This is a genomic window from Paenibacillus sp. KACC 21273, assembly GCF_028736095.1.
GTDB lineage: Bacteria > Bacillota > Bacilli > Paenibacillales > Paenibacillaceae > Saccharibacillus > Saccharibacillus kyungheensis.
The window spans coordinates 3,653,592-3,673,755 of record NZ_CP117876.1 but is presented as its reverse complement, the minus strand read 5'-3'; the positions used below and the strand labels follow the sequence as shown (position 1 = coordinate 3,673,755).

General features: G+C 39.7%; 19 protein-coding genes. 12 read left to right on the top strand and 7 right to left on the bottom strand.

The annotated features are described in order from the left end of the window. Positions 1–20: 20 nt before the first annotated feature. Positions 21–1,277: an MFS transporter gene (locus PQ460_RS16110; RefSeq protein ID WP_274172947.1), complete on the bottom strand. Its 1,257-nt coding sequence runs from the start codon at positions 1,275–1,277 to the stop codon at positions 21–23. A 541-nt stretch (positions 1,278–1,818) separates the two neighbouring features. On the opposite strand from PQ460_RS16110, the gene PQ460_RS16105 reads away from it, so the two are divergent. The 9 genes from PQ460_RS16105 to PQ460_RS16065 all read left to right on the top strand — a co-directional run bounded on the left by PQ460_RS16105 (position 1,819) and on the right by PQ460_RS16065 (position 11,432). After that, positions 1,819–1,947, top strand: coding sequence for a hypothetical protein (locus PQ460_RS16105; protein ID WP_274170443.1), 129 nt, complete (start codon positions 1,819–1,821; stop codon positions 1,945–1,947). Positions 1,948–2,077: 130 nt separating this feature from the next. Then, a complete protein-coding gene (gene hemE / locus PQ460_RS16100; protein ID WP_274170442.1) occupies positions 2,078–3,136 on the top strand; it encodes a uroporphyrinogen decarboxylase in 1,059 nt (352 codons plus the stop codon). Between the two features lie 53 nt (positions 3,137–3,189). Beyond that, positions 3,190–4,137 carry a ferrochelatase gene (gene hemH / locus PQ460_RS16095; protein WP_274170441.1) on the top strand — a complete coding sequence of 316 codons (948 nt, stop codon included), beginning with the start codon at positions 3,190–3,192 and terminating at the stop codon, positions 4,135–4,137. After that, positions 4,137–5,570: a protoporphyrinogen oxidase gene (hemY, locus tag PQ460_RS16090; RefSeq protein ID WP_274170440.1), complete on the top strand. Its 1,434-nt coding sequence runs from the start codon at positions 4,137–4,139 to the stop codon at positions 5,568–5,570. Before hemH ends, hemY begins: the two co-directional genes overlap by 1 nt. Positions 5,571–5,838: 268 nt before the next feature. Then, positions 5,839–7,353, top strand: coding sequence for a CapA family protein (locus PQ460_RS16085; protein ID WP_274170439.1), 1,515 nt, complete (start codon positions 5,839–5,841; stop codon positions 7,351–7,353). A 46-nt stretch (positions 7,354–7,399) separates the two neighbouring features. Next, a complete protein-coding gene (locus PQ460_RS16080; protein WP_274170438.1) occupies positions 7,400–8,023 on the top strand; it encodes a fumarylacetoacetate hydrolase family protein in 624 nt (207 codons plus the stop codon). Next, positions 8,023–8,859: a DUF92 domain-containing protein gene (locus tag PQ460_RS16075; protein WP_274170437.1), complete on the top strand. Its 837-nt coding sequence runs from the start codon at positions 8,023–8,025 to the stop codon at positions 8,857–8,859. The genes PQ460_RS16080 and PQ460_RS16075 overlap by 1 nt, the downstream gene beginning before the upstream one ends. 12 nt (positions 8,860–8,871) lie before the next feature. Beyond that, entirely contained in the window at positions 8,872–9,495 is a 624-nt protein-coding gene (locus tag PQ460_RS16070) for a TetR/AcrR family transcriptional regulator (protein WP_274170436.1), read from the top strand. Further along, positions 9,492–11,432, top strand: coding sequence for an ABC-F family ATP-binding cassette domain-containing protein (locus PQ460_RS16065; protein WP_274170435.1), 1,941 nt, complete (start codon positions 9,492–9,494; stop codon positions 11,430–11,432). Before PQ460_RS16070 ends, PQ460_RS16065 begins: the two co-directional genes overlap by 4 nt. 143 nt (positions 11,433–11,575) lie before the next feature. Here the strand turns inward: PQ460_RS16065 and PQ460_RS16060 are convergent, their stop codons facing one another. The 5 genes from PQ460_RS16060 to PQ460_RS16040 all read right to left on the bottom strand — a co-directional run bounded on the left by PQ460_RS16060 (position 11,576) and on the right by PQ460_RS16040 (position 15,688). After that, positions 11,576–12,616, bottom strand: a complete 1,041-nt coding sequence (locus PQ460_RS16060; protein ID WP_274170434.1) for a M42 family metallopeptidase — start codon at positions 12,614–12,616, stop codon at positions 11,576–11,578. A gap of 237 nt (positions 12,617–12,853) precedes the next feature. After that, positions 12,854–13,204, bottom strand: a complete 351-nt coding sequence (locus PQ460_RS16055) for a LapA family protein (protein ID WP_273615597.1) — start codon at positions 13,202–13,204, stop codon at positions 12,854–12,856. 153 nt (positions 13,205–13,357) lie between these two features. Beyond that, entirely contained in the window at positions 13,358–15,148 is a 1,791-nt protein-coding gene (pepF, locus tag PQ460_RS16050) for an oligoendopeptidase F (RefSeq protein ID WP_274170433.1), read from the bottom strand. A gap of 111 nt (positions 15,149–15,259) precedes the next feature. Further along, positions 15,260–15,448: a hypothetical protein gene (locus PQ460_RS16045; RefSeq protein ID WP_069327062.1), complete on the bottom strand. Its 189-nt coding sequence runs from the start codon at positions 15,446–15,448 to the stop codon at positions 15,260–15,262. 9 nt (positions 15,449–15,457) lie between these two features. After that, entirely contained in the window at positions 15,458–15,688 is a 231-nt protein-coding gene (locus PQ460_RS16040; RefSeq protein WP_204824752.1) for a hypothetical protein, read from the bottom strand. 153 nt (positions 15,689–15,841) lie between these two features. Here PQ460_RS16040 and PQ460_RS16035 point away from each other — a divergent pair, with 153 nt between their 5' ends. Next, the gene (locus tag PQ460_RS16035) at positions 15,842–16,039 is read left to right on the top strand and encodes a cold shock domain-containing protein (protein ID WP_069327064.1); all 198 of its coding nucleotides are present in this window, start codon (positions 15,842–15,844) and stop codon (positions 16,037–16,039) included. Positions 16,040–16,351: 312 nt separating this feature from the next. Here PQ460_RS16035 and PQ460_RS16030 read toward each other — a convergent pair whose 3' ends face one another. Continuing rightward, positions 16,352–17,665 (bottom strand): multi antimicrobial extrusion protein MatE, encoded by a 1,314-nt coding sequence (locus tag PQ460_RS16030; RefSeq protein WP_274170432.1) that lies wholly within the window; start codon positions 17,663–17,665, stop codon positions 16,352–16,354. Positions 17,666–18,061: 396 nt separating this feature from the next. Between PQ460_RS16030 and PQ460_RS16025 the strand changes: the two genes are divergently transcribed. Both PQ460_RS16025 and pfkA read left to right on the top strand, forming a co-directional pair. Further along, positions 18,062–19,141 (top strand): tetraprenyl-beta-curcumene synthase family protein, encoded by a 1,080-nt coding sequence (locus tag PQ460_RS16025; protein ID WP_273615601.1) that lies wholly within the window; start codon positions 18,062–18,064, stop codon positions 19,139–19,141. Positions 19,142–19,167: 26 nt separating this feature from the next. Next, positions 19,168–20,139 carry a 6-phosphofructokinase gene (gene pfkA / locus PQ460_RS16020; RefSeq protein WP_069327067.1) on the top strand — a complete coding sequence of 324 codons (972 nt, stop codon included), beginning with the start codon at positions 19,168–19,170 and terminating at the stop codon, positions 20,137–20,139. Positions 20,140–20,164 lie beyond the last annotated feature (25 nt).

The window sequence follows — 20,164 nt, the reverse complement described above, 5'->3', positions numbered from 1 at the left end:
TTCAGATCATGAACACAACATCACTTTTTAGTATACTGACTTTGCTTAGACTCTATAGCGCTAGATGGATTGTGTTTTAGTGCACCAGGTTTAACGTACAATTTGGTGCGTACCCATACCATATTAAGCAATAATAAGACCCCTGCCATAATAAAGAGCCCTTCAATACCGATAAAGCCTGCCAACACACCGCCCATAACTGCTCCTGTCATATTACCAAGCGCTGTTGTACTACTGTTAAATCCAAAAGCTCGACTTTCCATACCATCCGGTGTGTAATAACGAATTAATGAGTTGACGCTAGGCAGTAGACCACCCATACAGATCCCCATCATAAAGCGCACAATAATCAATTGCTCTACACTTTGAACAAAAGCTTGCGGGATTAGCATTAATCCTGCTCCTATTAATGAAAATGTGAGTACCCGATGAGCTCCGTACTTATCACTAACTTTGCCTAGAATCGGAGCCATTAACATATTGGATAATCCTGTGACTGCACTTACCAGCCCTGCCCAGAAAGCTACATTTTCGGCTGTCCCATGCAATTTCTGTACATACAAAGGCATTAGTGTCATCGGACTGATCATCGCAAATTGTAGCAGTAAAGTCACTGTAAATAATGCAGGCAATTGCGGGGTTAAGCTAAGTTCGCGGAATCCTGATAGCACCGATACTTTAGGCATTTTAGATGCAGCTAGACGATCGAATTTCTCCCGTACAAGGAATAGAGCTAACAATGTCGCCATAAAAATACATGTTCCTGTAATATAGAAAATCGAGCGGAATCCAACTGTATCTGCCATAATTCCACCGATTAACGGGCCTAGTATACTACCGGCAACTGTTCCCGATTGGCTGATTCCCATTGCAAAGCCCATTTTTTCTTTGGGTGTACTGCTGGAGATCAAAGATATCGAAGCTGGATTAAAGCCAGATATCGTTCCGTTCAATAATCGCAGTACAAGTAGATGCCACGGCTGAGTTGCAAAGCCCATCGCTGTAAATACAATCGCCATCCCGAATCCAGAGCGAAGTAGCATTACTTTGCGTCCATACTGATCTGATAATTTGCCCCACAACGGTTGGAACAAAAATGAAGTCACAAAGTTGGCAGCAAAAATAACCCCGGACCAGATTGCTACCCGGTGTTCACCTTGCACGCCGATATCTTGTGATAAATAGAGCGCTATAAAAGGAATGATCATTGTGGTTCCTGCATTAACCAGAAATTGACCAAACCATAACACGATCAGATTTACTTTCCATGCTTGCATCATGTTTCACTTCCTTAAAAAAGTCCATTCATATAGTATACCATAATTGAAGACACTTTTTAGGGGTGAAAAGGAAGAAATTTTGCTATGTAAAATCATTTTTGATGAGGTAGAAGATGTAGTGTTTATAATGCCAAGTGCTGAATGTAAGATATTTTGCTATGCAAAAATCACTTTTTATTGGAGTAGGAGATGTAGCGCTTATGGTGCCAAGCGCTGTATGTAAGATATTTTGCTGAGCAAAAATCATTTTTTATTGGAGTAGGGGATGTAGCACTTATGATGCCAAGTGCTGAATGTAAGATATTTTGCTATGCAAAAATCACTTTTTATTGGAGTAGGGGATGTAGCGCTTATGGTGCCAAGCGCTGTATGTAAGATATTTTGCTGAGCAAAAATCATTTTTTATTGGAGTAGGGGATGTAGCACTTATGATGCCAAGTGCTGAATGTAAGATATTTTGCTATGCAAAAATCACTTTTTATTGGAGTAGGGGATGTAGCGCTTATGGTGCCAAGCGCTTTATGTAAGATATTTTGCTATGCAAAAATCATTTTTTATTGGAGTAGAAGATGTCGCGCTTATGGTGCCAAGTGCTCTATTCATCGGATTGTCATGGGATGTTCATGGTTGGGGAGTTGTTCCACCACTTAAAAAAGGGCATAATTAATAAGTGAGATTGTAGACAGGAACCATAGTTTATTATGCCAAAATCATTATAGATTGAAACGGCAGATATAGATCTTATCGTGCGATGCACTATAGGAGAAAGATTTTTATTAAGCAGCGGAGGAAAAAAGATGACATATAATGATTCCTTTATACGCGCATGTCGAAAACAAGACGTAGATCGTTTGCCTGTCTGGTATATGAGACAAGCAGGACGTTATGATCCCGATTATCGCAAAATTAAAGAAAATTACAGTTTACTTGAAATTTGCTTGCAACCAGAACTTGCAGCAGAAGTGACGATGATGCCTGTACGCAAGTTAGGTGTAGATGCAGCCATTTTATATTCAGATATTATGAACCCTGTAGCATCGATCGGTATCGATTTTGATATTGTCAAAAATATTGGCCCGGTTATAGCGAATCCGATTCGTAGTGCTGCTGATATCGAGCGGTTACGTCCTATTCAAGTAGAGCAAGATTTGTCTCATATTTTAGAAACGATTCAGATTTTGGATAAAGAATTAGAAGTTCCGTTGGTTACATTTGCAGGAGCACCATTTACCATTGCCAGCTACTTGATCGAAGGTAGACCTTCCAAAAACTATATTCGTACCAAAACGATGATGTATAGTGAACCGGAATTATGGCATGCCTTGATGCGTAAGCTAGGAGATATGGTAGCAACCTATTTGCGTGCCCATGTACAATATGGCGGCAAAGCATTCCAGTTATTTGATAGCTGGGTAGGAGCATTGTCACCACGAGATTTCAAAACGTATGTATTGCCAACGATTCAATATATTTTTGATCAGCTTCAAGATTTGGATGTGCCGAAGATTTATTTCCCGGGAGTGAGTTCAGGAGAATTGTTGCCGGAACTTCGTCAATTGCCTGTAGATGTGATCGGTATTGATTGGCGTGTATCACTTGCTGAAGCACGCAAACGGTTAGATTACAAATACGCGGTACAAGGTAATCTTGATCCTTATTTGCTCACCGGGCCTTCTTCACTGATCCATGAACAAGCCAAATTGATTATTGATGAAGGCTTACAAGATCCAGGTTACATTTTCAACTTGGGTCATGGTCTATTCCCGGAAGCTTCGATTGATAAGTTAAAAGAATTAACAGATTATGTCCATGAGTATTCAGCAGAAGTGCTTCGTCAGCGCATCACTTCGAAATAATGGATGTATAGGTAATCTAGAATAACGATACGATTTGAAGGAGAGAATGAATCATGAGTAAAAAAATTGGTGTTTTGGTTATGTCTTATGGTACGCCAGCAAGCTTGGATGATGTAGAAGCTTATTACACACATATCCGTCGCGGGAATCCACCTGCTCCTGAACAATTAAAAGAGTTAAAAGATCGTTATGAAGCGATTGTCGGCGGTGTTTTTCCGTTACGTGAAAATACAGATAATCAAGTTCAAGGTATGCAAAATATGCTCAATGAACATACCAAAGACAGCCAATTGGAATTTGTATGTTACCAGGGGTTAAAACATGCTTTTCCATTTATTGAAGATGGTGTGGAACAAATGGCAGCCGATGGGATTACAGAAGCAGTCGGTATAGTACTCGCTCCTCATTACTCTACAATGAGTGTAGCAAGCTATATCAAACGTGCGAAAGAAACAGCAGAAAAACATAACTTGCCGATCTCATTTATCGAAAGTTATCATTTGCATCCTAAATTAATCGAAACTTTATCGAATCGTGTTAACGCTAAATTAGAGCTGTTTGAAGAAACAGGTGCGACGCGTGAGCAAGTACGTGTATTGTTTAGTGCACATAGTCTACCTGAACGTATTTTGACTATGGGTGATCCTTACCGTGATCAATTGATGGAGACTTCCAAAGCGATTGCTGAACGTGCTAATGTACCTTCATGGCAGTTTACATGGCAAAGTGCTGGACGTACTGCTGAGCCTTGGTTAGGGCCAGATGTACTAGACACGATGCAAGAGTTAGCTAAAGAACAAGTTAAATATGTATTGGTAGCTCCTATTGGATTCGTATCTGATCATCTAGAAGTATTGTATGATCTGGATATTGAAGCACAAGAATTAGCAACTGAAATTGATATGCGTCTTATGCGTATTGATTCATTAAATACCGATCCGTTATATATGGAAGTATTAGCAGACGAAGTCATTCGTAAATATAAAGAGGTGTATGCGTAATGAGTCAATCTACTCGCCGCGTAGTTGTTATTGGCGCAGGGATGACTGGACTCAGTGCCGCTTACTACATGCGCAAATTTTTGCAAGAAGCAGAAATTACTGCACAGATCACGATTGTAGATCAAGATGATCATATTGGTGGAAAAGTTAACACTTTACAACGTGATGGTTTTGTAATCGAACGCGGGCCGGATTCTTTTCTTGCTCGCAAAACAGCGATGGTAGATCTGGCAACAGAACTTGGAATGGAAGATGAATTAGTTACCACCAATCCTGAGGCGAAGAAAACATATATTTTGCATGATGGTCAATTGCATCCAATGCCTTCCGGTCTGGTACTTGGTATTCCTACAGAATTAAGATCATTTATGGAAAGTGATCTATTGTCGATGGATGGTAAAATTCGTGCATTGGATGATTTTCTATTACCTGCCAAAATGGATGGTAAAGACGAATCGTTAGGTGACTTTATCGAACGTCGTCTGGGAAAAGAAGTATTGGAAAATGTAACCGAACCATTGCTAGCAGGCATCTATGCTGGAGATACACGCAAGTTAAGTCTACAAGCCACTTTTCCGCAATTTGGTGTCGTGGAACGTGAATATGGTAGCCTGATCAAAGGAATGAATACAGGGAGTAAGCCTGTAGAAACGCACACAGGTACGAAGAAAAGTGCATTTCTAACGTTCCGCAATGGATTACAAAGTCTGATTAATCGTCTTGGTGAATCATTATCTACAGCAGATCTACGTCTGAATACAGGTGTACAATCGATTCAGCCTCAAGCAGATGGTACGTATATTGTGTTATTAAGTGATGGACAAGAAGTTGTTGCCGATCATGTGATTGTCACTGTACAGACATTTGCCGCTTCCAAATTGTTGAAGCCATTGGTAGATACCAAAGCGTTAGAGATGATCAATTATGTATCTGTAGCTAATGTCGTTATGGCATTTGATCGCAAAGATATTGAGACAGAATATGATGGTTCTGGCTTCCTTGTACCGCGTAAAGAAGGTCGCACGATTACAGCATGTACATGGACATCCACTAAATGGCTTCATACCAGTCCAGATGATCGTGTACTGATGCGTTTCTATGTAGGACGTTCTGGTGATGAGCAAGTTGTTGATGAAACCGATGAACAGATTACAGCGAAAGTGCTACATGATATGCGTGAATTAATGGGTATTGATGCACAGCCATTATTTACCGAGATTACACGACTTCATCATTCGATGCCTCAATATCCAGTAGGGCATATGGATAATATTGCGATGCTACGTGCTCAATTAGCAGCACAATATCCAGGCGTATTAGCACTTGGAGCAGGATACGATGGTGTAGGACTACCTGACTGTATTCGTACAGCCAAAGAAATGGCGATAAAAGAAGCAGAACGAGTGACTTCATTTTCTAATAGTCATTCGTAATAACCATATAGCTGTATAAGCAACCTTCTGTTGTGCAAAGTCTTTTGAACACATCTATCCGTCGTATCTTTTATACACTTGGATAGATGTGTCATAGAGATCAAACACAACAGAAGGTTTTTTTGTATAGAGACGTCAGCTTTTGCCGAACAACTATAACCTGTTATAATAGACAAAGTGTAAAATGCTACAAATGGTCTATATGATTCGATATAGTCAAAAAGACATTTGGTATAGTAAACTATTTTATGCTTTAAAGGAGTTCGTTATGTACACAACAAGGTCTCAACAATCTCGTCAGCGTCAGCAAGCAAAAAAACAGCGTCAAAAACGGATCCGTTATTGGATTATGTTTAACACTGTGCTGGTTCTGTCTATTGTTGCGCTTGGCGGTTATTACTGGCTTCATATCAAGCCACAGGAAGTACAGCAAGCTTCGAGTGTTCAGACAGATAATACATTAGATCCGGCAAACAGATCAGATCAAGATGTACCTGATCCTGCTATAGAAAACAATGATTCTTCAGAGCTGTCAGATCATGAAAATGACAACGACAATGAGAATGATCCTTCACTTTCTACGACAGAAGGGGATGTAGAGCATCTAGATCAGACGTCAACTGATGATCAAGAAGCACAACCTTCTGATTTGGAGCAAAATGCTGAAGAAACGGACTCGCAATCATCGGATACACCATCTAATGAATCTACAGCAACCGATAAAGCGCCAGAACAGACAACAACACCGGATTCATCTACCAATACGTCAGCACCTTCTGAACCATCTTCGGATTCGTCCAACAAAGCACTTCAGCCTGCTACTAACACGACACCATCCGGTCAGACGGTGACGCTTAATTTTGGCGGAGATGTGATGTTTTCAGGAAAAGTCGGTGAAAAGTTAGCAAAAGCAGGATATGATTATCCATATCAATATGTTAAAGGTTCGTTTACTTCGGATGATCTAACAGTGGTGAATCTAGAAACGCCTGTGACTGATTCAAATACAACGGCCGCTGACAAAACATATGCTTTTAAATCATCGCCTCAAGCGCTTCCACATATGGCGCAAGCAGGTATTGACGCAGTAAATTTAGCAAACAATCATATTTTGGATCAAGGCATTACAGGATTAACCGATACGATTACTCAACTGGATCAAAGTGGGATTGCTTATGTAGGAGCTGGCAAAGACAGTGCTCGTGCGTACCAACCGGTTTATTTTGATCGTAAAGGAATTAAAATTGCTCTTTTGGGATTTAGTCGAGTCATTCCAGAAACCAGTTGGAATGCTGGTAAGAATCAAGCAGGTGTAGCGACAGCTTATGATGCAACAGCTGCGCAGGCAGCTATTCGCGAAGCCAAAAGCAAAGCCGATCTTGTCGTTGTCGTCGCTCACTGGGGCATCGAACGTTCAGATACTCTTGCAGATCATCAAAGTGATCTAGCACATACATTTGTCGATGCAGGAGCTGATCTTGTTATTGGCGGTCATCCGCATGTGTTACAAGGGCTAGAGCATTACAAAGGAAAATGGATTGCTTACAGTACAGGCAATTTTATTTTTACTCGTTCACTGGTAGAAAAGACATGGGATACCGGTGTATTTCAAGCCAAATGTACAGTAAACGGTGATTGCAGTATGCAGGTGATTCCATATACCGCAGAGTTAGGTCAACCTGTACCTATGACATCAGACAAAGCACAAGCATTACTCAAACGATTACAAACACTATCCAGTAGTATTGCATTTGATACCAAAGGAAATGCTATCGCTAATTAATCTCATGTATTCATCATATATTATGGATCACAGAGGAGAATGTACAATGACTGCTATTCAAAACGTATATTGTGTAGGTCGTAATTATCGTCTTCATGCTGAAGAATTAGGGAATGAAGTACCGACTGAACCGATGATTTTTATGAAACCTTCTCATGCAGCTGTACCTCTAGAACAGGCTGAATTGGTATTACCCAAAGACAAAGGTGAAATTCATTATGAAGCCGAGTTAGTAATTCGAATTGGACGCAATTATGAACCTGGTCTTTCAGTAGAACAAATGGTAGATGGATTAGCACTTGGAATCGATTTTACATTGCGTGATGTACAAAGTGTACTCAAGAAAAAAGGACATCCATGGACAGCAGCGAAAGGATTCAAAAACTCTGCACCATTGACTGCTTTTGTTCCTTTCCCGGATGCCGCTACATGGGCTGAACAACCTTTTGCTTTGCTCAAAAACGATCAACAAGTTCAGCTAGGATACACACGCAATATGATCTTTTCCCTTGAAACGATTATTGCGCATATCGGAGACAATTATGGACTTGCAGCCGGCGATATTATTTTTACAGGTACGCCTGAAGGTGTAGGCCCTGTAGCAACTGGCGATACATTTGAATTAATCTATGCAGGCGCTTCTGTAGGTAAGTGCCGGATCGCTGAATAATGTTAGATTGGTTGATTGGTGCAGTATGCGCCGGATTAATCGCTGCGCTTGCGTATAAAAAGCAGTGGTTATCCGGTTCAGGTGCCTATGCGGCAGCTGTTATGGGTACCATTTATTATGGAGCAGGGAATCTATTATGGTTTGGCTTGCTTATTTTATTTTTTATCAGTGGTAGTCTGCTGTCCAAAATGAAAGGCGAACGCAAACGTAAATTAGAACAAGATTATGCCAAAACGTCGCGTCGTGATGCAGGGCAAGTATTTGCTAACGGTGGATTGGGTATGATTCTGTGCCTCGGTCATGCTGTGATACCTCATCCAGCATGGATATACGCTTTTGTAGGCGTGATGGCGACTGTTACAGCAGATACATGGGCGACTGAATGGGGAAGCCTTAGTCGCAAGCCTCCGCGCTCTGTATTGAATGGTCGTGTATTAGAAGCAGGAGCTTCAGGCGGGGTATCGGTTCGTGGTACAGTCGCAGCCGCAATAGGAGCATTGATGATCGGTCTAGCCGCATGGGCATTTTCGTTATGGTCAGGTGCATCTATAGAATCAAGCAGTGTTGGAGCTAAAGATGGTATACTTACTATTGGTCTATTGCCACTTGTTGGATTGATTGGCGGATTAGCCGGTTGTTTTGCCGATTCGTTTTTAGGAGCAACCGTACAAGTCATGTATCAATGCGAGGTCTGCGGCAAAGTCGTAGAAACCAAAGTACACTGTAATCGTCCAACATCCTACTTACGTGGCTGGTCATGGATGACTAATGATATTGTAAATGGGCTTAGCTCTATTATCGGTGGAGTGGTAGCATTGATATTTTTATGGGTATAGGAGAGTGGGCTAATGAGCAGCACCACAGGTGAAAAGTTAGAATTGATTTTGGATGCTGCTTACGATCTTTTTGGTTCCAATGGATTTTATGAGACCAAAATTTCAGATATCGCACACCAGGCGGGAATAGCGAAAGGCACTGTATATTTATATTTTAAAAGCAAAGAAGAACTATTTATGGCAGTTACTCGTCGAGATTGCGAACATTTTCTCGGCGGTTTAGATACTAATTTGCAAAATTGTAGTACGATGGCAGAACGCTTACTTGTGATTGCTAAGCATCATTCGATGTATTATTTTGAACGCAAACATCGTACCAAGTTATTTTTCCGTACGCCCAACAATGATCCTGAACTTATGGCTTATATGAAGCAGTTCATGTTGCGTTATATGCAAGCTGTAGAGAAAGTACTCACAGAAGGTGGCGTATCTCAGCCTGTATGGTGTGCAGAATCCTATATTGGAATGCTGGATCGCATACGTATGGATATTTTATTCAACCCTGAATTTCCGATAGAACAACTTCATGAACGGACAGATTTTGTAGCACGTTTGTTTTTAGAAGGATGTAATCATTCGGTAGATCATCAGGATCAAATAGACCGGGACAATTCCCAAGAAGGTGAGTCACAATGAATATTATGACAGTGGAGTCAATCTCCAAAAGTTACGGCGAAAAAGTATTGTTTGAAAATGCTTCATTTGGGATGGAAGATCAAGATAAAATCGGAATCGTCGGAGTCAATGGAACAGGGAAATCGACTTTTCTTAAAGTAATTGCAGGGATGGAAAGTACAGAAAGTGGACGTGTGACATTAAATAATGGATTGCGTATTCGTTATCTAGCACAGAATCCACCTTATGATCCAGAAGCAACCGTGTTACGTCAGGTATTTGATGGTGGCGGAGAAGAACTTCAAATTGTCGGTGCATATATGAATGTACTGGAACAATTAGAGACTCATCCCGAAGACGAAGCTGTATTAGAGCAATTGATTCATTTGAATCAAGAATTGGAACGTTTGGATGCATGGTCACTTGAAAGTGAAGCCAAAAATATTTTGTCCAAATTAGGTATTCATCATTATGATGCTCTAATGGGTACACTATCCGGTGGTCAACGTAAACGGGTAGCGCTAGCGTCTGCACTTATTCAACCCTCTGATCTATTAATTTTAGATGAGCCTACCAACCATATTGATCATGATTCGATTACATGGTTAGAACAATTTTTGCAAAAGCGTCGTGGCGCTTTACTAATGATCACCCATGATCGCTACTTCCTAGATCGTGTTGCAAATGTCATGATTGAACTGGATCATGGTAGTCTGTATCGTTATGAAGCCAACTATTCGCGTTTTCTTGAACTCAAAGCAGAGCGTGAAGAACGAGAAGCAGCATCAGAAGACAAACGTCAAAATCTATTACGTCGTGAATTAGCATGGATCAGACGTGGAGCCAAAGCACGTACAACCAAACAACAAGCACGTATTAACCGTTTTGAACAATTGAAAAATGATGGACCCGGTCGTCGTGATGAAGCGATGGATATGTCAGCCATTTCATCTCGTCTTGGTAAGCAAATTGTAGAGTTGGATCATGTATCTTTAACACTGGGTGGTAAAGAACTCATTCACGATCTGACGTATCATGCGGTTCCAGGAGATCGTATCGGAATTGTAGGACCTAATGGACGTGGTAAATCGACATTACTGAATCTAGTATCCGGTCGTCTGGTTCCTAGTGAAGGTAATGTGGTTACAGGTCAGACTGTTAAATTTGGCTATTTCACGCAGGAACATCAAGAAATGGATGAATCGATGCGTGTGATCGAATATATCAAAGATGTAGCAGAAGTAGTCGAAACCGCAGATGGTAGCAAAATTTCTGCTTCACAAATGTTAGAGCGATTCTTATTTACACCAGCAGCACAATGGACACCGATCTCCAAATTATCGGGTGGCGAAAAGCGTAGACTGTATTTGCTACGTGTATTGATGGGTGCACCTAACGTATTGTTACTGGATGAGCCTACCAATGATCTGGATATCACTACATTAACCGTTCTGGAACAGTATCTTGATGAGTTCCCTGGCGTTGTGTTCTCGGTCTCACATGATCGCTACTTCTTAGATCGTACGTGTGATCGCATCTTTGCTTTTGAAGGTGAAGGTCAAGTTAGTATTCATGCAGGGAATTACAGTGATTATGAAGAGCGAATCGCTGATCTTGCCAAAAGTGCTAAAGCAGCTAGTGCACCAGTCGTAGCACCCAAAGCAGTAGAACCTGTAAAAGAAAAAGCACCTGCACCAGACAAAAACGCTTGGCGGAATAAATTAAAATTCTCATACAAAGAGCAATTGGAATATGAAAAAATTGATGATGATATTGCAGCAACAGAGCAGAAGCTAGTCGATCTTGCAAGTGATATGGAGAAAGCGTTCAGTGACTCTGTAAGACTGCAAGAGCTGATGGCTGAGCAGACAGCAACCGAGAAGCATCTAGAGCATCTTATGGAACGCTGGACGTATCTAACTGAACTGGCTGAAAAGATAGCACAAAGTCAGAACTAAATTAGATTCGATTTGCAACGACTGTTATTGTACAAGCATCTTAGTAGGATATCAGCAGTCTATATATCAAAAAACCTTCTTTCTCGTCAGAAATGATAAGAAAGAAGGTTTTTTTGTTGATTCACAAGGGATGCACCATATGTTTATTTAGCAGTAATATAAGCACCTAGCAACTTGGCTGTATTGATAACAGCATCGGTATGAGTACGTTCCATAGAGTGGGAAGCATGTACACCAGGCCCGATTAAGGCTGCACGAATATTATTACCGGCACGTAGAGCAGCAGAAGCATCTGAACCATAGTGAGGATATACATCGATTGCATAAGCAATATTACCTGCTTGAGCCAATTCAATTAATTTGCCTGTCATTTCATAATCATAAGGACCGGAAGAATCTTTTGCACAGATAGACACATCTGTTTCTTTACAGCTGAGATCATCTCCAATACAACCCATATCTACAGCGATCATTTCATGAATCCCTTCAGGAATATAAGCTGTACCATGTCCTACTTCTTCATAATTGGAAATAAGAAATTGAGTGCGATACTGTGGTTTCCATTTCTGGGTATATTGTGATTCTAAAAGTGCAAACAATGCAGCCACACTTGCTTTATCATCCAAATGACGAGACTTGATATATCCGCTTGATGTGACGACAGGACGTGTATCAAATGAAATGTAATCTCCAACTTCTATACCCAGTTGTTGGACATCTTCTTTGGAATCTACCAATTCATCGATTCGAACTTCCATATTTTCTTCTTCACGTTTGAGTCCGCGAGCTTCATCATATACGTGCACAGAAGGTTGAATAGACAAAATAGTCCCTGTATACGTTTTGCCACTACGTGTATGAATCGTGCAGTATTCATTTTCAATACTGTTCATACTGAATCCACCTAGAATCGTAAATCGGATCGTTCCTTGTGGCTTAATGGCACGTACCATTGCACCTAGTGTATCAACATGTGCGCTTAAAGCAATCGTTTTGGAATCATCCTGACCGTCTAATGTCAAAATCAGACCGCCTTTTTGGTTGTATTCTATAGTTACACCAAATTTGCCTGCTTCTTCTGCAATCCGCTTGATAATATCGTGAGTGAATCCTGTAGGACTAGCAGTAGATAATAATTCTGTAAGCAAAGAGATCGTATAATCTTGATTGATCGTTATCGTCATAATAAAAGGTCTCCTTTATAATAAATCCAATTTTAACAATATCCAGTGACTACAATAATATGCTATTGATGAACAGATATAGATTCATATTCTGTTTTGACAAATAGGATATCCATCATGGATTCAAAAAATAACCAACAAAAAAACCACTTATCTGTTGACTGAAATCAGACAACAAAAGATAAGTGGTTTTTCATCTTGATCAGCAAGTAATTACATGTAGCTTTTCAGCATGAATTACTTACGGTTAGAAAAAGAAGTTGCAGTCGTATCATTATCAGTATACATCGGTTTAAGCGGATCATTGTCTACAGATGATGTAGTCAAAGGAGTCGTAGCAGCTGGAACCTGAGCTAACTCTGCTTTCAGTTGTTTGATCTCACGCTGTAAACGGTACTGACGATAGATACCATAAAATCCTACAATTAGACCACCTAACAAAGCGCATCCAATAATCAAAAGAATTAAAGGTACTTGTACTACATTGAAATAAAGATTTACCTGTACTGGATTCACGTTAATTACGGCAAACACCGCGGTAATCAGTGCAAATATCAAACCTAAAATAAGCATCCATTGCATTTTCAAAATAAATAACCCCCTCAAATTAGCATAAGGTCAAATCTTTCCTTATCTAATCTATAAAACGCAATCAGTCCTATTGTAAACATGTCTTTACAAGTATTGGGCGAATATTGGAGGAAATGCAAGGTCTGGGTGTGATTCACCGATGTTCAATACTTACTTTGCTAACTGTTCCATTTCAGTAATTAGAGCTTCGAATACACTCATAGCTTCACGAATAGGAGCTGGAGTAGACATATCAACACCTGCTTTGGCAAGAATATTGATAGAATAATCGCTACCGCCGCTTTTCAGGAAACCAGTATAACGATCTACCGCAGATTGTCCTTCTTCCAAAATTTGTTTGGAGAAGCTAGTTGCAGCAGAGAATCCTGTCGCATATTTATATACATAGAAGCTGTTATAGAAATGCGGAATACGTGCCCATTCCATTTCAATATCTTGATCTACATGCATACCTTCACCATGATATTTCACATTCAGGTCATAGTAGATTTTGGATAGTTCTTGTGGAGTTAGGGACTCGCCAGCTTCTGCACGAGCATGTGTAATCATTTCAAATTCTGCAAACATCGTCTGACGGAAAACTGTCGTACGGAATTGATCTGCATAATAAGTTAACAAGTACATTTTTTCTTTTGGATCAGTCGATTTTTTCAAAAGATAATCCATTAATAATGCTTCATTCGTAGTTGAAGCCACTTCTGCAAGGAAAATAGTGTATTGTGCATCACGATAAGGAAGAGCATTGTCTGAATAATAACTATGCAGTGCATGACCCATTTCGTGAGCAAGTGTAAACATACTATTTAGATTGTCTTTGTGATTTAGTAGAACGTAAGGATGGACACCATAAGCGCCCCAGCTATAAGCACCTGTACGTTTTCCTTCATTTTCATACACATCGATCCAGCCTTCGTTGTAACCGGCTTGAAGCGCTTGTTGATAATCTTCACCGAGTGGTTTGAGACCTTCTGCTACTGTCGCTTTTGCTTCTTCATAAGTGATATCCATTTTGAATTCATCGACAAGTGGAGCAAATAGATCGTACATATGCAGTTCATCTACACCAAGTAATTTTTTGCGTAACGCAATATAACGATGTAGTAGAGGAAGACCTTCATGAATCGTATCAATCAGGTTCGTATACACTTCTTTAGGAATATTATCTCCATAAAGTGCTTTTTCCAGAACAGATGGATATTTGCGTACATTTGCATAGAACATATTTTTGTTGATATTGGCAGTTAGTGTAGCACCAATCGTATTTTTTTGACGAGCATATGCACTGTAAATCGCTTTGAATGCACGTTCACGTAATTCACGATTTGGATTTTCCAAAAATTGAATATAACGGCCATGAGTCAGTTCTACTTCATTACCATTTTCATCAATAATGTTAGGGAATTTCATATCTGCATTATTCAACATCCCAAAAATCGTCTGTGGGGCTTGAGACAGGTTACCTACTTGTGCTAACAAAGCTTCTTCCGCTTGTGATAACACATGTGCTTTTTCCCGTTTCATTTCTTGTAGCGTAAAGCGGTAAGGAGCGAGAAGAGAAGACTCTAGCAATTCATCTAAATTCTCATCAGACAGACCTAGAATTTCAGGTGTGATAAAAGAAAGAGCTTGTCCCAATTCTACGCCTAATTTTTTAACTTTTTGCGATAATGCCTGATATGTAGGATTCGTTGTATCTTCATCCTGATGCATATGAGCATACGCATATAATTGTTCTACCTGTAGACCGATACGATCTTCTAGCTCAAATGCCGACTTAACTGCTTCAGCAGTATGAAGTTTACCTTGTAATTGAGCCGCTTCAGGCAATTCTTGTTTTACTTTGTCATACGCTTGATCCCAAGCTTGTTGATCTGCGAACAGATCGGATAAATTCCAGCAATTTTCCTGTGACACTTCAGACCGTTTAAGTATTTGCTGCATAAATAAATCCTCCTCTTGAGCAATAATTATGAATAGATATTTGAAATGAATAGCACTGATTTGGGTATAATCTATTCAGCGCCAGAGTACATTGATCTACATCAAGCTATATTATGTGTTAGGGTTAACGGCAACCAAAAATCCGTAGATCATTAAGAAGAACGCAACCAGTAACATGACAATAGCAAAAATAGCAAGCCAGCGCTTTAAAGGCGCTGGAATGGTTTCCTTATAAGCAATCAGTACAAACCCTTGCAAAAAAGCAAGAATAATAAATATGACAATCGCTGTATAATTCATTGGAAAAGGTTATACCTCCCGGAAAGCATTCATAATTTCTTCCCATTCGGCTTCTGTCTCAAAGCGCTCTTTAGGAAAACGATCACTTGCCCATTGCATCAAAGCTGGACGACTCAAGAAATCATGTGTTTCTTCGCCCCATTCGTCAGAGATTTCTCTCAGTACGATTTTGCGTCCTTGAACTTCAACAGTCATCATGTTCCAATTGTCTTTTTTATAAATCTGGTGTTTTTTTATCATTATAGTATTCTACTCCCTGTTCGTTTGCTAAAATCATACCCTTTGCCTTCATTAATTGCAAATCATAACAGCTGTTTTATTTGCTATTTCAGAACATGTACGTTATACTAGGTTCATGCGTCATATATGGCGATATTCTAGGAGGTTTTTTGAATGAAAGGTACAGTTAAATGGTTTAATGCAGAAAAAGGTTTCGGATTTATTGAAGTTGAAGGTGGAGAAGACGTATTCGTACATTTCTCAGCTATTCAAAGCGATGGTTTTAAATCGTTAGATGAAGGTCAAGCGGTAGAATTCGACATCACTGAAGGTAACCGTGGTCCTCAAGCAGCTAACGTAATTAAATTATAAGACCGATATCCGGTAACGGATCACTTATATATTGAGCATTCATTTGAATGTTCATCCATATGTTAGTAAAAGCGCAAGTTTCCTTGATTCATTTCAAGGGACTTGCGCTTTTTCATGTTTACAAACAAATTCTTGATACAAACAAATAGGTCTTTTCTAAAATAAAACAAATTCTCTTCTAAAGAAGATCATTTCAAATGATCTATCAAAATGAACAAAAAATACCCTTTATTTGCTCCACCATAATCTAGAACAAACAAAAGGTATTTGAATTAAGCTTATTTTCTCATCTATAACATGCTACACATACGATCAGTTGTTTACTTGAAGTCCGGAACGTCTGCCCGTCCGCCGGATGACCAGCGTAATAATAGCCAATTCAGCAGCAAGCCCTAATGACTGTGCCAAAGCTCCGATAACACCATTCCATGCCGGAAATATAAACAATAATATAATCAGAACAATAAAAGTACATATAGCATTCGCCATCTGAGAGCGGAACATTGCTTTGGTTTGTCCACGTAAAAGAATAAGTCCATTAGAATAATCTAACCATGGCATAACCAGTGCATATAATACAAAAGCTCGCAGTGTATATAGACTTTGAGTTAATAACTCTCCATTTACATTCATAATATGTCCGAGCACCCAATAACTCATAGGTGTATAAGCAATCAGAGCTAACAACGTCACAGGTATAAACCCAGTCACTAATCCGAATCGACGTACTTTTTTTGGATCAATATGATAGAAATTCAATACAATTTGATGAATATAAGTAAAAAAGCTAAGCATTAACTGCAATAGACTACTTGCTATCGCAAACGAAGAAATAGCGAGAGCAATCCCTTCTGTTTTACCTAGTACTACATTAATAGCCGGGCCGATTAACATGGCAACAAAAGATGAGAAAAGAAGCGGTTTATAAAATTTAAACACATCTGCCCGTGTTTCTACAGGATGGTCAGGACGCTTTTCAGGCATTTTTTTTGCGATATTCCGTCCTTCACTATAACTAACAATCGCTTCGATAATCATACCTGTCAAAAATAAAATTGCACCGACGGTTCCACTTGTAATGTGATGATAATAAATAAAATAAAGCGATAAGGAGTACATTCCTGCCAAACGGAATACCATGCCAATCGTTAACCATTTGGTACGATTGTTGGTAATAATAATACCTTGATAAATATTGCGAATAACTGAAAAGATGCTCACAAACATCAAAATAGCATACACATCAATCACCAGAGGAACCATAGAATCTTTGATGCCGAACAATGTACTGAATATCCATTTTCCTATAGGCGTGTACACAATCAGTATTCCAATCGCTAAAACAAAAGCTAGAAAAATCCAAGTCACTTTAAGCAAAGCTTTAAATGAAAGTCGGTCTCGAACCAGAGCAGAACACGTCTGGCGTAATAAAGTAGACGGTCGTTCTGTAATCGTCACCAGACTCATTGCCAATGCATAGCTAGCAATCACCACTTCAGCATCCACAGCAAAAGCAAGTGTACGATTAATAATGACATGTGAAATAGTGACCAGTGAAGCTGAAATTCCAAGTGGTACAAAAAATGAAAACAACCGCCTCCATGAGAGCGGTTCTTGTGTGGACATATGTAATCTTCTCCCTTTGGTCTATAAAAATTATGGTTAGTATATCATAACCGTTTTGAAGAGAGTATGATTTATACAACAAAAAGTTACATTTATTTAAAATTCTATCTGTTTTTATGTATATTTGGCGAGGAGAAACGATCATAAGCGTCTATGTGGAAAGTCAAAACAAAAAGTAGTGTTTTTGATCCGATTTCCAACATTGAATATCCTTTTTGTATTCTATTCAAAGACCATAGTGAAAATAAGAAATATATGTCCTTAAAATGAAGAAGAAAATGAGCAAAACCCATATAGGGCGCGGTGTGATAAATTCAATTGTACGTTGTGAGCACTCTGAATATAATGTATGATAATACTGATAGGTTCAACAGACAACTATGTGGAGGAAGCCCATTGAATGATATGATGAAAGTCCGTTATCCGTTTCCGCGTAATGCTGTTTCTTTGATGAGACGCGTATACAAACACGGAATACCGGAAGTCCGTAAAGAGTTTGCTCGCTGGCGCGAGCAGGCAAACTTGATACCTGATGCAGAATTGCGATATCAAGCGCTTGATAGTCTAAGCAATAAGCAATTCCACTGTGATGGTGGGTCAGTATATGCCGTAGCGAATATGGCTCAATTTCATAATTTGCTACCTTTGATTGTAGCATTCCAGACGATTTGCGATTATGCCGATAACTTATCGGATCGTCCTCAATGTACAAATGTTGAAGATTTTCGTCTATTGCACCAGGCTTTGCTTGATGCGATTGTTCCAGGCGTAGAACCAAGAGACTATTATGTATTTAATAGCGAAAGTGAAGTTGGTTATATGTCTACACTGGTAAAAGCTTGCCAGGGATATATTAGTGAACTTCCAGATTACGATATTGTATATCCTTATTTGCGTGATCTGGTTGAATTATATTGCGGTTTACAAACATACAAACATATCGCTCCTGAATTACGTCAAGCGACATTGATGGAGTGGTGGTCTGAGCATAAGCATCGTACACCTCATTTATACTGGCACGAGTTTGCTGCTGCAACAGGTTCAACGTTAGGTATATTTATGATGTTTTTAGCAGCAAGTGGTCTTCCAGGCATGAATGATGCGGCTGCCAAGCAAGCACATGCTGCTTATTTTCCAAATGTATGTTGCCTTCATATTATGCTGGATTATGTTATTGATCAGGAAGAAGATCAGCATTCTGGCGATCTTAATTTTTGCGATTATTATGACCCATCGATTAAAGTCATTGATCGAATTGAGAAGATCGTTGATTGGGCGCGTGCAGATGTACATCAACTGCCGGGTGCTTCATTCCATCTTATGATTGTTGAAGGTTTAGTCGCACTATACTTAACAGACCCCAAGGTCAAAACACAACAAGAAGTGCGTGCTATCTCTAAACGGCTATTGCGAAAAGGTCCTCCTATGCGTGCCTTTTTTATCTTGAATAGCCAGGTGATCCGTAAGTATTTGTAAACATATTAACAAGGGGGCAATTTGAAATGTCAGCAGTCAAAAAAATTGCAGTACTAACAAGTGGAGGAGACTCCCAAGGAATGAATGCTGCGGTTCGTGCAGTTGTACGTAGCGCACTTTATTTCGGTCTTGAAGTATGCGGGGTTCAACGTGGATATCAGGGGTTACTAAATGAAGATATTTTCCCTATGGATCTACGTAGTGTAGGTGATATTATCCAACGCGGGGGAACAGTACTTCAATCTGCACGTTGTAAAGAATTCATGACACTTGAAGGTCAACAAAAAGGCGCTGATATTCTGCGCAAACACGGTATCGACGGATTGGTTGTTATCGGCGGAGACGGATCTTATCAAGGTGCGAACAAATTGAGTAAATTAGGTATCAAAACAATGGCATTGCCAGGAACAATCGATAACGATATTTCGTATACAGATACAACGATTGGTTTTGATACAGCAGTAGGTATTGTTGTAGATGCAGTAAACAAATTGCGTGATACGATGTCTTCTCATGAACGTGTCTCTATCGTAGAAGTGATGGGTCGTCATTGTGGCGATATCGCTCTTCATTCGGGTCTAGCTTCTGGTGCAGAAACTATTCTTGTACCTGAAGTATCATATGATCTAAAAGAAGTAGCGGATCGTATGCATCACAACTTTGCTTGTGGTAAACGTCATAGTATCGTGATCGTAGCTGAAGGCGCAGGTCGTGGAGAAGATATCGCAGAACAATTGCATATCCATTATCCTAACTTGGAGCCTCGTGTAACGGTTCTTGGACATATCCAACGCGGTGGAACACCAACTCCTCGTGACCGTAATTTAGCAAGTCGTCTAGGAGACTTTGCAGTTCGTAAATTAATCGAAGGTGAATCCGATAAAGCTTGTGGTGTAATCAAAGGCGAAATCGTATTGACAGATATCGATAAAGTAGTAAATAGCAAAAAAGAGTTCGATCATGAAACTTATGAGCTGGCACTTCGTTTATCTCAATAATCAGTGCTATGTTTAGAAAAAAGTA

Excerpts from the sequence above, each read along its gene's own strand:
- PQ460_RS16065 (WP_274170435.1), top strand. The coding sequence starts at position 9,492 with ATGAATATTATGACAGTGGAGTCAATCTCCAAAAGTTACGGCGAAAAA.
- PQ460_RS16070 (WP_274170436.1), top strand. The coding sequence starts at position 8,872 with ATGAGCAGCACCACAGGTGAAAAGTTAGAATTGATTTTGGATGCTGCT.
- PQ460_RS16105 (WP_274170443.1), top strand. The coding sequence starts at position 1,819 with ATGCAAAAATCATTTTTTATTGGAGTAGAAGATGTCGCGCTTATGGTG.
- PQ460_RS16060 (WP_274170434.1), bottom strand. The coding sequence starts at position 12,616 with ATGACGATAACGATCAATCAAGATTATACGATCTCTTTGCTTACAGAA.
- PQ460_RS16110 (WP_274172947.1), bottom strand. The coding sequence starts at position 1,277 with ATGCAAGCATGGAAAGTAAATCTGATCGTGTTATGGTTTGGTCAATTT.
- PQ460_RS16045 (WP_069327062.1), bottom strand. The coding sequence starts at position 15,448 with ATGAATTATACAGCGATTGTCATATTTATTATTCTTGCTTTTTTGCAA.
- hemY (WP_274170440.1), top strand. The coding sequence starts at position 4,137 with ATGAGTCAATCTACTCGCCGCGTAGTTGTTATTGGCGCAGGGATGACT.
- pfkA (WP_069327067.1), top strand. The coding sequence starts at position 19,168 with ATGTCAGCAGTCAAAAAAATTGCAGTACTAACAAGTGGAGGAGACTCC.
- pepF (WP_274170433.1), bottom strand. The coding sequence starts at position 15,148 with ATGCAGCAAATACTTAAACGGTCTGAAGTGTCACAGGAAAATTGCTGG.
- PQ460_RS16085 (WP_274170439.1), top strand. The coding sequence starts at position 5,839 with ATGTACACAACAAGGTCTCAACAATCTCGTCAGCGTCAGCAAGCAAAA.
- hemE (WP_274170442.1), top strand. The coding sequence starts at position 2,078 with ATGACATATAATGATTCCTTTATACGCGCATGTCGAAAACAAGACGTA.
- PQ460_RS16080 (WP_274170438.1), top strand. The coding sequence starts at position 7,400 with ATGACTGCTATTCAAAACGTATATTGTGTAGGTCGTAATTATCGTCTT.
- PQ460_RS16030 (WP_274170432.1), bottom strand. The coding sequence starts at position 17,665 with ATGTCCACACAAGAACCGCTCTCATGGAGGCGGTTGTTTTCATTTTTT.
- PQ460_RS16040 (WP_204824752.1), bottom strand. The coding sequence starts at position 15,688 with ATGATAAAAAAACACCAGATTTATAAAAAAGACAATTGGAACATGATG.
- PQ460_RS16075 (WP_274170437.1), top strand. The coding sequence starts at position 8,023 with ATGTTAGATTGGTTGATTGGTGCAGTATGCGCCGGATTAATCGCTGCG.
- hemH (WP_274170441.1), top strand. The coding sequence starts at position 3,190 with ATGAGTAAAAAAATTGGTGTTTTGGTTATGTCTTATGGTACGCCAGCA.
- PQ460_RS16035 (WP_069327064.1), top strand. The coding sequence starts at position 15,842 with ATGAAAGGTACAGTTAAATGGTTTAATGCAGAAAAAGGTTTCGGATTT.